Source organism: Rhodococcus sp. T9N (genome assembly GCF_024436645.1).
Taxonomy (GTDB): domain Bacteria; phylum Actinomycetota; class Actinomycetes; order Mycobacteriales; family Mycobacteriaceae; genus Rhodococcus_F; species Rhodococcus_F qingshengii.
On sequence record NZ_JAMSKS010000006.1, the window covers coordinates 128,912 to 143,228 of the forward strand.

Below are 14,317 nucleotides of genomic sequence, written 5' to 3' on the forward strand. Positions count from 1 at the left end.
TGGTAGCTGTGGGATCGACGAGGGGGAGCGGCGAGATGGCCGACAAGATTGAAGACGCCGGAGCAGGATTGTGGGAGCCGGTGCGCCCTGCCGAGCCGACGCGGCGCGAGCCGCGCGCATCCGCGCCCGAGCCGTCATCGGACTCGGTTCCCAGCGACGTTCGTAGTCTCTTCGTGGCCCCGGTCGACTCCGGGCCGCTCCAGCAAGTCGCCGGCCAGGCGCCCAGTGCACCCGCCGCTCCGCCGCCGACGACGACCCCAGCGGCTCCGGTGACAGGTCCCAAGACTCCGGTCATCCAGTATCCGGCAGCGCAGCCAGGCCCGATCAACGGCCAGTTCTCGACCTCGCCTGCGATGCCGATGCAGACCTACGAACCTACGAATCGTGGAGGGTCGCTTCCGGATTCACGAACTGGCGTTCCGCAGCCTGTTCAGAATTCGCAGCCTGTTCGGAACCTGCAGCCTGTCCAGAATTCGCAGCCCGGCCCGACGGCGCATTCATCCGCGAGACCGCTCCAGCAACCGCAGGCACCTTTTTCGCCCGGCGTCCATCCGCCCAATCCCGCGATTCGGCAGTTCGGTCATCCCGGCGCTGCGCCGGTGCAGAACGGCCACGCCCTCCAGAATGGTCAGGCCGTGCCGATGGCCCCGCCGACGGCGCCACCTACTCGCGCTCCGATGCCGCAGTCCGGACTCACCTCGGCTCCGGACAGTCGCTTCGAGTCCGCTCTCCCGATGACTGCGCAAGATCTCTCGGCTGCGCTCCTCGTCAAGCGGCCTGTCCGGCCTGCCCCGGTGGGCGGCTGGCGCAAGGCGCTGTACACGTTGTCCGGCCGATCGGTGAACCTCGGAAACGGTGCAAAAGAGCAGCACCTCGTCGAGTTGACGCGCCAGATCAACCAGCCGCTGCAGGGCTGCTACAAGGTTGCGGTGCTCAGTCTCAAAGGCGGCGTCGGAAAGACCACGACCACAGCGACACTGGGGTCGATGTTCGGCTCGATCCGCGGCGATCGCGTCGTCGCTGTCGATGCAAACCCCGACCGGGGAACGCTGAGCCAGAAGATCCCGCTCGAAACTCCGGCAACAGTGCGAAACCTGCTGCGCGACGAGAACAGCATCGAGAAGTACAGCGACGTCCGTGGCTACACATCGCAAAATCGACACCGGCTCGAAGTGCTTGCCTCCGACAGCGATCCAGCAGTTTCAGAGGCCTTCAGCGGTGGGGACTACACGCGCACGGTCGACATGCTCGAGAAGTTCTACAGCATAGTTCTGACCGACTGCGGCACCGGATTGATGCACTCGGCGATGCAGGCCATTCTCGAAGGTGCAGATTCGTTGATCGTCGTCAGTTCCGGTTCCGTCGACGGTGCACGTAGCGCCTCCGCAACCCTTGATTGGCTCGACGCTCACGGTTACAGCAGGCTGGTCGCCACGTCCGTAGCTGTCATCAACGCGGTACGGCCTCGCTCGGGCAAGGTTGATCTGCCGCGGGTCGTCGAGCACTTCGAGCAGCGCTGTCGAGCGGTGAAACTGATTCCGTTCGATCCGCATTTGGAAGAGGGCGCCGAAATCGATCTGGACCGGCTGCGTCCAGGTACTCGGGAAGCGGTGCTGGAGTTGGCTGCGGTGGTTGCGCAGGACTTTCCGGCCTCCCCGTTCGCGTTGACGGGGCGGTAATCGGATAGCCGGGCGAGCCCGGACGCTACGTCGACGCGTCAGTCGGCGGTACGTCCGGACCTTCCGTGCGCTTGCGTCGTGTTTGCTGGTTCACATTCCACAGGAATTCGGGATCGTCATCCGGCCCGCGTACACCGCTCACCGGGGTGCGCGTCGACGGATCGGGCCCAAATGCCTTCCACATCAGAACGATCAATGTCACCAAACCCACCAACGCCAACAGATACAACACGGCGCACCTCCTCAGGGAACTGAAGTCGAGCCTACTCAGTCTCCGCCCCGCTTCACCAGAAGTGGTGCGGACAAGCGTTTCGGCTCAGTGCGCTAGTGCTGTATCTGTCGGGTACTGCAAGATCTCTCGGGTACCGCAAAGTGCTTCGAAGTGAGCTGAAGTTGCTCAGTTGTTGTCTGCTTCGGTGGTCAGCGAGCGCAGAAGCTGCATGACCTCGGTCTCACGGAATCGACGATGTCCTCCTGGCGTGCGAAGCGAGCCCAGTCGTCCTGCGTGTGCCCAGCGGGTCACGGTCTTGGGATCGACATGAAACAATGCCGCTACCTGTCCGGGCGTCATGAGTGCGTCTGCGGCGGTATTGAAGGTTGGTGCGCTCATTGTGAGGTCCTCCATGTTGATGTCGAACGTTTGACGAACAGTGATTCCGAACCGAGCAGTGATTCCGAACTTTGGTTCCGAACCGGTGTGTCGACCAGTTGCCAAAAACCTGCGTCGAGTTTGTTTCGAAGTCCTTCGCTCACATTCGACCGTTTTCTGAGTGGTAGCGCAATGTTTGCACAGATATAGCCGGGTAGTCGATCTTTCAAGAAAAAGTAATGTTTAAGTAAAGGACAAAATGGATATAGCGGGCTCGGTCCCACCTGTATTCGGAATGGGTAACCTGAGAGGGTGAGTCAGTTGTCTGAAAACCCCGAAAATGTTCCTTCTGAGCCGGTCAAGGCCAGTAAACCTTCCGCAAACTCTGGGCAAGCAATGTCGCCTTCCGGGCCGGTGACCAAGGGTCAACTAGCCCGCGACGTGGTGCTGTACTCGGTCGCTCGGCTGCTGCTTGTCGTCGTGATCGGTGCCGTCATCATCGGTGGCGGAAAGCTCGCCGGCACGGACGTTCCCTTGATCGTCGCGGCGCTGTTCGCAGTTCTGATCGCGCTGCCGCTGTCGTTGCTGCTCTTCGCGAAACTGCGCAAGCGTGTCAATGCGGGCATTGCGGCGGTCGACGCCCAGCGTCGGTCCGATCGTGACGATCTTCGCTCCAAGCTGCGCGGAGACGGGCGGTGACCACGGGGTCGCTCGACGTCGACCGTCGGACCTCACGCCAGTGGGTCGACAACGCGGTGCGGTTGATCGAAGCCGACGCGCAACGCAGCGCGGACACTCACCTGCTGCGCTATCCGCTGCCGAGTAACTGGACCGTCCAGCTTTATCTGAAGGACGAGTCGACCCACATCACGGGGAGTCTCAAGCATCGACTCGCACGGTCGCTTTTCCTCTACGCGATCTGCAACGGCTGGGTTACCGAAGAGACCACTGTCATCGAAGCGTCGTCCGGATCGACGGCTGTCAGCGAGGCGTATTTCGCGAAGTTGCTGGGCCTGGATTTTGTCGCGGTGATGCCCGCGAGCACGAGTCCCGCCAAGATCGCGTTGATCGAGGCGCAGGGGGGACGTTGTCATTTCGTGAGCGATCCGTCGTCGATCTACTCGGAATCGCATCGGCTCGCGAGTGAGTTGAACGGTCACTACATGGACCAGTTCACCCACGCCGAGCGCGCGACGGATTGGCGCGGAAACAACAACATCGCCGAATCGATCTTCACTCAGCTCGAACACGAGGAACATCCGATTCCCGACTGGGTGGTCGTCGGAGCCGGGACGGGCGGAACCGGTGCCACGATCGGCCGCTTTCTTCGTTACCGGAAATTCGACACGGGGCTGTGCGTGGTGGACCCGGAGCACTCCGTGTTTTTCGACGCGTGGCGAGCGAGCGATCCGTCGATCGTCGGTACGCGAGGTTCCCGGATCGAGGGCATCGGCCGTCCGCGCGTCGAACCGTCTTTTGTCGGTCAGGTGGTCGACCGAATGATCAAGGTGCCGGACGCAGGCTCGATCGCGGCTGCCCGGCATGCCAGCGCAGCCCTGGGGCGCAAAGTGGGCGGCTCGACGGGGACGAACCTGTGGGGAGCTTTTGCGTTGATTGCCGAAATGATGGCGGCCGGGCGCAGCGGCAGCGTCGTCACCCTCCTGTGCGACGGCGGAGAGCGTTACTCAGGCACGTATTACAACGACGAATGGGTGGCTTCGGAAGGGATCGACCTGCTCGGCCCGACGACAGTGCTGGACGAGTTCGTCCGTTCGGGTGCGTGGACGGCCAGTTCCTGAATCGCCGGCGCCGGACCGTGTGACGGGCGGCTCATCGTCACGCGCGGCCAGGCGTCCAACCCGGACGACTGCTCGTCCGTTCTGATGCGTATCAGGCCGGGGGAGAGCGTGTTCTCGGCCAGGCGCACGAACCCGAGGCGCTCGTAGTACGGCGCGTTCCACGGAACGTCGACGAACGTCGTCAGAGTCACGAGATCGTGGTGATGGTCCGCCGCCCATTCGGTGACGGCGTCGATCAGCTGGGCTCCGAGGCCTTTCCGGGCATGATCGGGGTGAACGGAGACCTGTTCGATATGCGCGCCGCCGTCCACGATCTCGACGAGTGCGTACGCAACGGGCACGTCGTTCGCGTCGGTCTGAACCCAGATGTGCTCGGCTGCGAGAAAATCGTTCAACTCGTCGAGCGTCGGCGGTGGATCGTCTGCGATGGCGTCCATCCCGATGTCTCGGAACGGTTCGCCCGCGGCGATCTCGATCTGTTGCAGTGCGGGTAGGTCGGTGGATATGGCCGAGCGGATCACAGAAACCGTTTTACCTCGAGAGTGGAGTTTCTCCCAGCGCTACGCCTTCTGTAACGCAAACCTACGCAACCGTAGGTTGTGTATCGTTTGGTCAAGGGGCACTTCTCCAGCGAGGGCGGATCATGGGCAATCCTGAAGTTTCACTCGACAATTACGAGGCTGTGTACGAGTACTACCGCAGTCATCAGCAGAACCGATTTGTGGCGAAGCTCGCTTATGCCGCATTGGCGCTGAAGTACCGCCCGCGAGTGAGGTACGCGCCGGGTGCGGAAGCTGCGCTGAAGACTCTGCTGGAACGTAAGACGCAGTTGGTCGTGGCAGTCAATCATCTGACCGAGAGCGACCAGTTCACGCTCGCCGCGACCGCGTGGCGTACTCCGTTGCGTCGAGTGATCGGACGGACCCGGGTCCTCGCCAAAGACGAACTCTTCGTTGATCCTTCACAGCGCAAGAAGGTCGACATGATGGGCAGCATCCCGGTTTTTCGCAGCAAGAACTACGGCCTCCGGGCTGTTTCGGATGCCGGCCGAGTGATGATGGACGTCGCGGCCGAGCGGCTGGGCAACGGGGACTGTCTGGCGATTTTCCCGGAAGGGACGTGCAACACCGAAGATCCGACGCGGCTGCAGCACGTCAACAGCGGAATCGGCCACATCGTCGCGCGCGCCGAGAAGTTGGGATGCTCACCGGCTCTGGTGTCGATCGGCATCAACTACGGTCCGGTGGCCGGCGACGTCAAGGCTGCGAGTGTCTTTGTCGGAATGCCGGTGACCGAACTTCCGGACAAGCCGATGGATATCGCCCGAACTGTGCAGGCGGATTTGCAGGTGGCAGTGAACGGGGCCGTCGCCGGATACTAGGCGCGCCTGTCAATTTTGGTTGACAGATTCCGGTTGTCAACCTAAATTGACATCATGACCGAAGCAACCTCTCTCGCTGCTGCCGCTGGTAGCCCGGATCCCACCGAGGGATTGCGTGCTGTTCGAGCGCTGCGTCGTCTACTCGAAAAACTCGAGGCCATTCAGGTCGCCAATGCGCGCCGTCACGGATGGTCCTGGCAGGCGATCGCGGAAGCTCTCGAGGTCAGCCGTCAAGCCGTCCACAAGAAATACGCGTCCGCGCAGTCGGAATCGATGCTGCGTTCACTGCGCGAGAAGGGCAGGTAATTGCCATGTTCGAAAGGTTCTCCGCACAGGCTCGCGGCGTCGTTGTCGATGCTGTCGCCGGATCCGGTCCGGTCACGCCGATGGAACTTCTGACCGCGCTGCTCACCTCTGATCGGGGCATCGCCACCGAGGTGCTCACCGAGTCTGGTGTCACGCTCGACGTGATCCACCGTGCCGGCGCCGGCTCGAACGAAGGTAGCTCGAACAATCTCGACGACGACGCCGAGATACTCAAGTCGATCGGCATCGATCTCGATGCGGTTCGGGAGAGTCTCGAGCAGTCCTTCGGCGAAGGTGTGCTGGACGAGACTCCTGTGCCGGACGGCGTCGACACTTCTCGCAAGAGCCGATTCGGGTTCCCTCGTTCACGATTCGAGAAGGACTCCAAGAAGGTGTTGGAACTCTCGCTCCGTGAAGCGCTCGCGCACAAGGACAATCGCATCGGCGCCGAACACATCCTGCTCGGCATCCTGCGTGTCGCCGACGGGCCTACCCGTCAGGCCCTCGAAACGCAGGTCACGATGTCGGTGATCCGTGAGCGGTTGGAAGCGAAGATGAATCGCGCGGCCTAGATTCGGCACGGTTCCGCATGCACGGGAGGGATGTGCCAGCATTCAGACATGACATTTCTGGCACGTCTCATCATCAACGGCATAGCCATCTGGCTGGCGTCGGCGTGGGTCACCGGCATCACGATCGCCAACCACGACAACGGCACCTGGGGCACGGTTCTCGTGATCGCGGTGATCGCTTTGATCTTCACGGTGGTCAACGCGTTCATCAAGCCGGTAGTGCAGCTTCTCTCGCTACCGCTGCTCATCCTGACTCTCGGATTGTTCACGCTCGTGATCAACGCCCTCATGCTGATGCTGACGGCGTGGATCTCGTCCGGAACGTCCTACGGCTTGACGGTCGACGGCTTCTGGACGGCAGTCTGGGGCGCGCTGATCATCTCGATCGTGAACTTCCTGCTCAGCGCGTTCGTCCCGGACAACCGTTGAGTCCGTCGACTTTCAGGCGAGACTGAGCGCAACTGCGGTCGCGGCACCCCAGACGAGCATGGCGAGTCCGGTGTCGCGCAACGCGGGGATCAGGGCCATACCCTGCCCGCCCGAACGCAGTGGGGCGTTGGCTCGGATTGCCAGTGGCAACGCCAGCAATCCGAGCAATGCCCACGGAGTACGCAGGATCAGCAGCAGGGTCGCGACGAACGGGACGGCCAGCAGGATCACGTGCAGCGTGCGTGTCCTGGCGTCGCCGAGCCGGACTGCGAGAGTGATCTTTCCGGACTCGGTGTCGGTCGGGATGTCTCGAAGATTGTTGGCAACGAGCACCGCGCTCGAGAACGAGCCGATGGCGATCGCGCCGGCCAGCCCGGCCAGATCCACCCGCTCGGCCTGTACGAACTGAGTTCCCAGCACTGCAATCAGTCCGAAGAAGATGAACACGGCGATCTCGCCGAACCCGCTGTATCCGTAAGGCTTCTTGCCGCCGGTGTAGAACCAGGCACCGATGATGCAGAACACGCCGACCGCAACCAGCCACCAGGCTGTGGTCGCCGCCAGAACGAACCCGGCTACCGCGGCAACGGTGAAGCAGCTGATCGCCGCGGCCTTCACGGCTCCGGGACTGACCAACTTCGATCCGACCAAGCGCAGTGGCCCGACGCGGTCGTCGTCCGTTCCGCGGATTCCGTCGGAGTAGTCGTTCGCGAAATTCACCCCGACGATCAAGGCCAAGGAGACGATCAGTGCCAGGAGCGCCTTCCACCACACTGCGAGGTCCAGGGACGCCGCGGCTCCGGTGCCGACCAGCACGGGCGCAATCGCGTTCGGGAGTGTGCGCGGCCTCGCGCCTTCGATCCATTGAGCAGCTGTTGCCATACAACGATCTTTGCACTGTGCAATACGATCGAACGCGGTGGATCAGCACATGACTCGAGACGTGAGTGAGCGCGCCAGGTACGCGCAGTCGGGCGAAGACCTGGCAGACATTGCCTTGCTCGGACCCGTTTCGACCAAAGTGGGCGATCGTCTGGTTCCGTTGCCGGGTCCGCGAGCTCGAACTCTGCTGGTTGCGCTGGCTCGCAATCCGGGTGAGCCACGTACCGCGCAGAGCCTGATCGACGACGTCTGGGGGCTGGAGCCGCCGCGCTCACCGATGAACGCCCTCCACACTCAGGTCTCGCGCCTGCGATCTGCACTCCCGGACGGGGCCCTCGAAGTCACGGCGGCCGGATACCGGCTCACTCTCGCTCGGGAGCGTGTCGACCTGGCCAGGGCAGCGGACGCCGCCCGTGGTCTGCGCACCGTCGGCGCCGACGCGTCCGAAGCGCTCGCAGTCACGACCGCGTCATTGCGCCTGTGGCGCGGTACCCCCGGGAGTGACGTCGTCGGCGACGTTGCAGATCGTCTGGCGCTCGACGCAGGCCGGGTGTACGACGAACTGGAGACGGCGCAGATCGACGCGTTGCTCACATTGGGGGAGTACGCGGCAGCCATTCCCCTGGTGCGCGGACGCCATCTGGCGAGCCCATTCGACGACACAGCGGCCGAGGCGTTGATGCGTGCGCTCGCCGGAGCAGGCCGAGTCAACGAGGCACTCGAAGTGTTCGCGGAGTTCCGCAACCACCTCGCCAATCGCCTGGGCGCTGATCCGTCACCCGCACTGGTGACTCTCAACGCGGAACTTCTCGGGGCACCTGCGGCTACACCGCGGGCCGCCCGTGCGATCGGTCTGCGCGCTGCCCCCAACACCTTGCTCGGTCGCGACAACGACATCGACCAGATCGAATCCTTGCTCGCCCGCTCCCGCGTCGTCACCATTCTCGGACCTGGTGGCGCCGGAAAGACCCGTCTCGCACACGAATTGGGCCTGCGCGGATCCGTGAACCAGCCGGGCGTCTCGGTGGTCCTCGTGGAGTTGGCGTCGTTGCGTAGCAGCGAAGATGTCATCGCGGCCATCGGAGGCACCCTCGGAATCAGCGAATCCGATCTGGCGCCAGGCAAATTGACCGTCGGCCGAACGCATTCGGCGAGAGAGCGACTCAAAGAGGCGCTGTCCGCCGGTCCGATGTTGCTCATCCTCGACAATTGTGAGCACGTGATCGGCGCGTGTTCGGAGATCGTGGCCGAGATGATCGCGGCCGGTCGTCAGCTGACGGTTCTGACCACCAGTCGTTCTCCGCTCATGATCAGTGCCGAGGCGGTGTACCCGTTGCCGCCGTTGGCGATCGACGACGGAAGCGGCTCGGCAGTCGAACTCTTCTCGGCGAGAGCCCGTGCGGTGCGGCCCTCCGTTCATCTGGACGTCGACGCGGTAGTCAAGCTGTGTACGACGCTCGACGGACTCCCGCTGGCGATCGAGCTCGCTGCCGCGCGGGTCCGCACCATGAGCGTCGACGAAATCGGTTCGAGACTGCGAGACAGGTTCGCGTTGTTGCGCTCCGATGATCCGACGTCTCCGGATCGGCATCGCACCCTGCACGCGGTGATCGACTGGAGCTGGAATCTGTTGGGCAGCGGGGATCAGATTGCGTTGCGTCGATTGTGCCGATTCCCGGCCGGCTTCACCCTTTCTTCGGCGCAGGCCGTTGCCGGGTGGGGCGAGTTGACCGATGTGGCAAGTGCCGTCGAAGCGCTGGTGAATCAGTCACTTCTTTCCGTCAGCGACGGGCAGGGAGATCTTCGGTACTACATGCTCGAGACTGTCCGTGAATACGGCGAGGAGCAACTCGCCGCGTCCGGGGAGGGACCGGAAGTGATTCGGCGCCTCGACGACTGGGCGATTGCGATCGCCGAGGATGCCGTCGTGCGTGCACGGACGGATCAGCTCCGTCTGATTGCCGACCTCGATGCCGAGCACGACAACCTTCTGGCTGTACTTCGCTGGGCCGTGGAACGCGGCGACGCGGTGACCGTAGCCAACGTCTTTCCCGTCCTCGCGATTCTGTGGGCCGTACGAGGATCGAACTCGGAAATCTCGAACTGGGCGTCGAAGATCGTCGGGGCGACCGCGGACAACGATCTGCGCGACGTGAATGCAGAACTGGTGGGCGCTACGTTCATCCTGGTGGCGATGCATCTCTTCTTCGGAGAGGCCGATCGAAACCATGCCCGTGCGCGGATCCGACTTCGAAAGCTGTTGCGTGAGCGCGATGATCTCGGTCCGTTGTTCGCATTTCTGATCAAGCTGACCACGAGTGGGATCGCCAACCACAAACTTGCGCGGTTGGTGGCCGAAGGCGTTCGCAGTTCCGATCCCGAGACCCGAATGGCGGCGCTGTCCGCGCGTTCGAACATGCGGGAGAACATCGGAGATCTGCGCGGTGCGTTGCTGGACGGGGAGACTCTGTTCGACTACGCCACCAGCATCGGTGACGAGTGGGGTCTGGCGATGGCGGCCCAACATGTCGGGTCGGTTCACAGCCAATCCGCCCGCTATGGCGAGGCCATCGAGTTCTACGCGATCGCGGCGGCGTCGATGGAACGCCTCGGTGCGCGTGACGAGGCGATGCAGCTCATCTGCTTTCAAGCCGGAGCAATGATCGCGGCCGGTGACACCGCTGGTGGTCGGGTGCTTCTCGATCGTGCACGTCCGGCATTGGCGCATTCGGGTGGGACCGGGGCCATCGAAACCGATCAACGGCGCGCGGCGCTCATAGCGAGTATCGCCGAGGCGGATCTCGCGGACGGCCGTATCGACGAGGGCTTGGCTCGGTATCGAGAAGCGCTGGAGCTGTTGGGTTCTGCGATCGAGAACATCTTCGGTGATCCCTTCGTCGTTCTGCTCGGTGCCGCGGCTGTGTGCGCTCACGCAGTTCACGGCCGGCACGAACTGGTGGCGGGCCGCGTTCTGCAGATGAAGGAGTCGAGTGCTCTCAAGCTCGATCCCAACGGTTACGCGGACCTGCCGCTCGCGGGTTCGTTGGCGTCGGCGATCGGGTCGTTCGATCTTGTCACGGGCAACATCGAACGCGGAGTCGAACTGATGGCTTTGTCGTTGAAAATGCCGGGGAGACAAGACTTCGTCTCGCTCCATCACGCGCGCCTCTCCGACTTCGCGGTTGGTCTGGTCGGAGCCGACAGGTGGTCTGTGGAAACCGAGAAGGTATCGGGTTACTCACGCAGAGCGGTCCGCGAAGCAGTGTTGGCTGCGCTTCGCGGACCGGTGCTGGACTAGGTCTGGACGATGGTGCGGGACTTATGTCTTGCGCATGTACATCCGCACGGTCAAAGGTGCCATGACGGCAACGATCACCGCGGCGCCCACCAGCGACCACACGACGTGGATACCGAAGTGGCCGTCGTTGGCCAGCTCGCGAACCGCGGTCACCAGGTGTGAGACCGGATTGACGTTCACGAACTTCTGAAGCCAACTCGGCATGGTGGCAGGATCGACGAACGCATTCGACAGGAACGTCAGCGGGAACAGCACGAGCATCGAAACACCCTGCACCGTGGACGCTTTGTTCATCAGCACGCCCATGAGAGCGAAGATCCAGCTGATGGAGAAGGCGCACACCATGACCAGGATCGCGGCAGACAGAATGCCGACCACGCCGCCTGCGGGGCGGTAACCCATCGCGAAACCGACGATGAACGTGATGGTCGTGGCGATGCCGTAGCGCACGACGTCGGCGAGCAATGCACCGGACAGCGGGGCGATACGAGCGATGGGAAGGGACTTGAAGCGGTCGAACACGCCCTTGTCCATGTCCTCACGAAGCTGCGTGCCCGTGACGATGGAACCGGTGATGACGGTTTGGACGAGGATGCCGGGGATGATCGTCGGCAGATATGCCGTCACGTCACCGGCGATCGCGCCGCCGAAGATGTAGGTGAACATCAACGTGAAGATGATCGGCTGGATGACGACGTCGAACAGTTGCTCGGGGTTGTGCTTGATCTTGAGAATTCCGCGGTACGCCATCGTGAACGTGTTCGCGAAGCTCTGCTGCAGGCTGATGCGGCGGGGTGCGGCATCCGGCTGGGCTATCGGCGACCGGGGTTTGGTGAGGGTGGTTGTCATGCGACGCTCCGATCGGAGTCGTTGTCGGACTGGGCATCGTTGCGACCACCGTCTTCGGGCTGGTGCCCGGTGATGGTCAGGAACACTTCGTCCAGGCTGGGTTTCTGTACGTTGATCTCGTCGACGGCGATACCTTGCTCACGCAGACGGATCAACAGGTCCGCCGTGATCGACGGGTCGCTCAGTGGTGCGGTGATCCGCCCGACCTCGGGAGTGACACCCACCTCGACGCTCAGCGCAGCGGCGATGAGCGAGCGAGCCTCCTCGGTGCGATCACGATCGACCAGCTTGAGTTGGAGCGAGGAGATCCCGACCGAAGCCTTGAGTTCGTCGGCGGTGCCGTTGGCGATCACGCGGCCGCGGTCGATCACCGCGATGCGATCGGCCAGTTGATCGGCTTCGTCGAGGTACTGCGTGGTGAGCAACACCGTCGAACCCTCGGCGACGAGTCGCCGGATGGTCACCCACATCTGGGCGCGGGTGCGCGGATCGAGGCCGGTGGTGGGCTCGTCGAGAAACAGCAGCGGCGGGCGCGCGATCAGGCTTGCCGCCAGATCCAGGCGTCGACGCATGCCGCCGGAGAAGTTCTTCAGCGGTTTGGTCGCGGCCTCGACCAGATCGAACTCCTCGAGGAGTTCCAGGGACTTGGTGCGCGCATCGCGGCGGCTCAGGCCGAGCAACCGCGAGAAGATCACGAGGTTCTCGGTCGCCGTCAGATCCTCGTCGACGGAGGCGTACTGACCGGTGACGCCGATCAGGGATCGGACCGCGGTGGGTTCACGGCTGACGTCGTGGCCGAAGATGCGCGCCTCACCGCCGTCGGGGCGAAGGAGAGTGGCGAGCATGCGGACGGTGGTGGTCTTGCCGGCGCCGTTCGGCCCGAGGACGCCGAACACCGAGCCGGTGGGGACGGTGAGGCTGACGCCGTCGACCGCGCGGTGCTCGCCGAACTTCTTGACGAGTCCGTCGGCCTCGATGGCAAGAGGCGAAGCTGTGTGGTTCATGGGATGAAGCTTGGCAGACCGATCTTGCATGGACCTTGCGTGGAACTTGCGGTTACTTGCACAGCGCGCGAGGTCGGTGCTGCGGCTGCTAGCTGAACCGCGCTACCAGGGCGGCGCGGTCGAGCTTGCCCGGTCCGCGCAGGGGGAGCGCGTCCAGGACGAAGAGTTCCCGCGGCGCCGCGGTGACGTCGAGTGTCCGCTGAGCATGTGCGCGTAGTTCGTCGAGCGTCGGAGCTTCGCCCTCGGGTACGACGACGGCCACCACCCGCTGCCCCAGCCGCGGGTCCTTGATGCCGATCACCGCGCACTCGCGCACGGCGGGGTGATCGGCCAGCGCGGCCTCGACCACCTGCGGTACGACGGTCAGCCCACCGGTGGAGATTGCCTCGTCCAACCGGCCGCTGATGCGCAGGACCCCGTCGACCACAGCTCCGGCGTCGTCGGTCCGGAACCATCCGGGTTCGGCGAAGGCAGGGTGGTCGGGAAGCCCGCGGTACCCGGACGCGAGCATCGGACCGCCTAGCAGTACTCGCCCGTCGTCGATACGAATCTGCGCTCCGGACAACGGGATTCCGTCGTAGACGCAACCGCCGGACGTTTCGCTCATCCCGTAGGTGCGGACGACGGTGATGCCCGCTTCGGTGGCCTGCGCGAGTACCGGTGCGGGAGTAGCAGCGCCGCCGAGCAGAACCGCGTCGAGCGAAGCCAGAGCCTCGACCGCGGCGCGATCACCGAGTGCCTTGACCAACTGCGTCGGCACCAACGAGGTGTAGCGGCGCGGTCCGCTCATCGCGGCGACAGCGCCCGGCAATGCGGCAGGGTCGAAACCCGCACTGACGTCGACGATCACCGGTTGTGTTCCGGCGAGGACACTGCGCAACAGAACTTGCATCCCGGCGATGTGGTGCGGGGGGAGAACCAGTAACCAGGATCCGGTGCCGCCGAGGCGTTCGTGGGTCGCGTCGCCGCTGGCTCGCAGTGCGCTCGCGGTGAGCATCGCGCCCTTCGGGGTTCCGGTGGTCCCCGACGTGGCGACCACCAGCGAGATGCCGTCGTCGATGGGCTGATCGGGGTGCAGAGCGTCGCTCAGTCGGGCCGTCTCGCGTGCGTCGGCCGCCGGGACGGGAAGCACGGCGTCGTGCACGCCGTCCAGGATCTGCGCGATGGCAGGCAGTACCTCGAAGACCGCCTCACCCTGTGGAACGGCCAGTGTGCGAAGAACGTTCACCGGACGTCCGGTCCAGCCAGCGGCCAACCACCGGCAGCCAGATGGCTTCGTACGCGGTCGACGTCGGTTTCGAGTGGCATCTCGTTGGTGATCTTCGTGATGAGGACCTGGATGTCGGTCTTCTCGATGGGCAGATCGCCGTCCTCGATCAACGCGTCGGCGACGGCGTCGACCTCGGTTTCGGAGAGTCTGCGAGTGAGGAGCGCGAAAAGTGGGATGTAGTCCTGCTCGGGGACGCCATTGGGATAGCCGGCCCGCAACCAGCCGACTATCGACGTGAGGAAGGGCGGAAGGGCCATGA

The 14,317-nt window shown here is 63.7% G+C and carries 16 protein-coding genes; 8 read left to right on the plus strand and 8 right to left on the minus strand.

Annotation, left to right across the window (positions count from 1 at the left end):
- Positions 1 to 35 precede the first annotated feature (35 nt).
- Positions 36 to 1,679, plus strand: coding sequence for a MinD/ParA family protein (locus M1L53_RS12865; protein ID WP_083471193.1), 1,644 nt, complete (start codon positions 36 to 38; stop codon positions 1,677 to 1,679).
- 25 nt (positions 1,680 to 1,704) lie between these two features.
- Here the strand turns inward: M1L53_RS12865 and M1L53_RS12870 are convergent, their stop codons facing one another.
- Entirely contained in the window at positions 1,705 to 1,911 is a 207-nt protein-coding gene (locus M1L53_RS12870; RefSeq protein ID WP_003941996.1) for a hypothetical protein, read from the minus strand.
- Between the two features lie 165 nt (positions 1,912 to 2,076).
- Positions 2,077 to 2,289: a BldC family transcriptional regulator gene (locus tag M1L53_RS12875; RefSeq protein WP_003942029.1), complete on the minus strand. Its 213-nt coding sequence runs from the start codon at positions 2,287 to 2,289 to the stop codon at positions 2,077 to 2,079.
- A gap of 375 nt (positions 2,290 to 2,664) precedes the next feature.
- Between M1L53_RS12875 and M1L53_RS12880 the strand changes: the two genes are divergently transcribed.
- The gene (locus M1L53_RS12880; protein ID WP_232319040.1) at positions 2,665 to 2,967 is read left to right on the plus strand and encodes a DUF4229 domain-containing protein; all 303 of its coding nucleotides are present in this window, start codon (positions 2,665 to 2,667) and stop codon (positions 2,965 to 2,967) included.
- Complete coding sequence (locus M1L53_RS12885) at positions 2,964 to 4,067, plus strand: PLP-dependent cysteine synthase family protein (RefSeq protein ID WP_003941980.1); 1,104 nt, start codon at positions 2,964 to 2,966, stop codon at positions 4,065 to 4,067. The genes M1L53_RS12880 and M1L53_RS12885 overlap by 4 nt, the downstream gene beginning before the upstream one ends.
- Here M1L53_RS12885 and M1L53_RS12890 read toward each other — a convergent pair.
- On the minus strand, positions 3,965 to 4,588 hold the full coding sequence (locus M1L53_RS12890; protein ID WP_054187825.1) for a GNAT family N-acetyltransferase: 624 nt from the start codon (positions 4,586 to 4,588) through the stop codon (positions 3,965 to 3,967). The two genes, M1L53_RS12885 and M1L53_RS12890, sit on opposite strands and share 103 nt — an antisense overlap.
- 122 nt (positions 4,589 to 4,710) lie before the next feature.
- On the opposite strand from M1L53_RS12890, the gene M1L53_RS12895 reads away from it, so the two are divergent.
- From M1L53_RS12895 to M1L53_RS12910, 4 genes are read left to right on the plus strand one after another with little or no spacing between them, the layout of a single operon-like run.
- Positions 4,711 to 5,448 carry a 1-acyl-sn-glycerol-3-phosphate acyltransferase gene (locus tag M1L53_RS12895; RefSeq protein WP_003941959.1) on the plus strand — a complete coding sequence of 246 codons (738 nt, stop codon included), beginning with the start codon at positions 4,711 to 4,713 and terminating at the stop codon, positions 5,446 to 5,448.
- A 54-nt stretch (positions 5,449 to 5,502) separates the two neighbouring features.
- Positions 5,503 to 5,754 carry an HTH domain-containing protein gene (locus tag M1L53_RS12900; protein ID WP_003941869.1) on the plus strand — a complete coding sequence of 84 codons (252 nt, stop codon included), beginning with the start codon at positions 5,503 to 5,505 and terminating at the stop codon, positions 5,752 to 5,754.
- A 5-nt stretch (positions 5,755 to 5,759) separates the two neighbouring features.
- A complete protein-coding gene (locus tag M1L53_RS12905) occupies positions 5,760 to 6,326 on the plus strand; it encodes a Clp protease N-terminal domain-containing protein (protein WP_054187824.1) in 567 nt (188 codons plus the stop codon).
- A gap of 48 nt (positions 6,327 to 6,374) precedes the next feature.
- Positions 6,375 to 6,755, plus strand: coding sequence for a phage holin family protein (locus M1L53_RS12910; protein WP_003941998.1), 381 nt, complete (start codon positions 6,375 to 6,377; stop codon positions 6,753 to 6,755).
- 12 nt (positions 6,756 to 6,767) lie between these two features.
- Here the strand turns inward: M1L53_RS12910 and M1L53_RS12915 are convergent, their stop codons facing one another.
- Complete coding sequence (locus M1L53_RS12915) at positions 6,768 to 7,637, minus strand: 1,4-dihydroxy-2-naphthoate polyprenyltransferase (RefSeq protein ID WP_007728497.1); 870 nt, start codon at positions 7,635 to 7,637, stop codon at positions 6,768 to 6,770.
- A gap of 49 nt (positions 7,638 to 7,686) precedes the next feature.
- Here M1L53_RS12915 and M1L53_RS12920 point away from each other — a divergent pair, with 49 nt between their 5' ends.
- A complete protein-coding gene (locus tag M1L53_RS12920) occupies positions 7,687 to 10,935 on the plus strand; it encodes a BTAD domain-containing putative transcriptional regulator (protein ID WP_054187823.1) in 3,249 nt (1,082 codons plus the stop codon).
- A gap of 21 nt (positions 10,936 to 10,956) precedes the next feature.
- Here M1L53_RS12920 and M1L53_RS12925 read toward each other — a convergent pair whose 3' ends face one another.
- From M1L53_RS12925 to M1L53_RS12940, 4 genes are all read right to left on the minus strand, one after another.
- Positions 10,957 to 11,784: an ABC transporter permease gene (locus M1L53_RS12925; protein ID WP_003941848.1), complete on the minus strand. Its 828-nt coding sequence runs from the start codon at positions 11,782 to 11,784 to the stop codon at positions 10,957 to 10,959.
- Positions 11,781 to 12,788: a daunorubicin resistance protein DrrA family ABC transporter ATP-binding protein gene (locus M1L53_RS12930; protein ID WP_003941960.1), complete on the minus strand. Its 1,008-nt coding sequence runs from the start codon at positions 12,786 to 12,788 to the stop codon at positions 11,781 to 11,783. The genes M1L53_RS12925 and M1L53_RS12930 overlap by 4 nt, the downstream gene beginning before the upstream one ends.
- Before the next feature lie 88 nt (positions 12,789 to 12,876).
- On the minus strand, positions 12,877 to 14,016 hold the full coding sequence (menE, locus tag M1L53_RS12935; protein WP_054187849.1) for an o-succinylbenzoate--CoA ligase: 1,140 nt from the start codon (positions 14,014 to 14,016) through the stop codon (positions 12,877 to 12,879).
- The gene (locus tag M1L53_RS12940) at positions 14,013 to 14,315 is read right to left on the minus strand and encodes a DUF3349 domain-containing protein (RefSeq protein ID WP_003941976.1); all 303 of its coding nucleotides are present in this window, start codon (positions 14,313 to 14,315) and stop codon (positions 14,013 to 14,015) included. Before M1L53_RS12940 ends, menE begins: the two co-directional genes overlap by 4 nt.
- Between the last annotated feature and the right edge of the window lie 2 nt (positions 14,316 to 14,317).

What these genes read in the sequence shown, in the direction of transcription:
- M1L53_RS12865 (WP_083471193.1), top strand. Translation starts at nt 36, where the DNA reads ATGGCCGACAAGATTGAAGACGCCGGAGCAGGATTGTGGGAGCCGGTG.
- M1L53_RS12940 (WP_003941976.1), bottom strand. Translation starts at nt 14,315, where the DNA reads ATGGCCCTTCCGCCCTTCCTCACGTCGATAGTCGGCTGGTTGCGGGCC.
- M1L53_RS12905 (WP_054187824.1), top strand. Translation starts at nt 5,760, where the DNA reads ATGTTCGAAAGGTTCTCCGCACAGGCTCGCGGCGTCGTTGTCGATGCT.
- M1L53_RS12880 (WP_232319040.1), top strand. Translation starts at nt 2,665, where the DNA reads ATGTCGCCTTCCGGGCCGGTGACCAAGGGTCAACTAGCCCGCGACGTG.
- M1L53_RS12895 (WP_003941959.1), top strand. Translation starts at nt 4,711, where the DNA reads ATGGGCAATCCTGAAGTTTCACTCGACAATTACGAGGCTGTGTACGAG.
- M1L53_RS12910 (WP_003941998.1), top strand. Translation starts at nt 6,375, where the DNA reads ATGACATTTCTGGCACGTCTCATCATCAACGGCATAGCCATCTGGCTG.
- M1L53_RS12900 (WP_003941869.1), top strand. Translation starts at nt 5,503, where the DNA reads ATGACCGAAGCAACCTCTCTCGCTGCTGCCGCTGGTAGCCCGGATCCC.
- M1L53_RS12875 (WP_003942029.1), bottom strand. Translation starts at nt 2,289, where the DNA reads ATGAGCGCACCAACCTTCAATACCGCCGCAGACGCACTCATGACGCCC.
- M1L53_RS12920 (WP_054187823.1), top strand. Translation starts at nt 7,687, where the DNA reads ATGACTCGAGACGTGAGTGAGCGCGCCAGGTACGCGCAGTCGGGCGAA.
- M1L53_RS12915 (WP_007728497.1), bottom strand. Translation starts at nt 7,637, where the DNA reads ATGGCAACAGCTGCTCAATGGATCGAAGGCGCGAGGCCGCGCACACTC.
- M1L53_RS12925 (WP_003941848.1), bottom strand. Translation starts at nt 11,784, where the DNA reads ATGACAACCACCCTCACCAAACCCCGGTCGCCGATAGCCCAGCCGGAT.
- M1L53_RS12930 (WP_003941960.1), bottom strand. Translation starts at nt 12,788, where the DNA reads ATGAACCACACAGCTTCGCCTCTTGCCATCGAGGCCGACGGACTCGTC.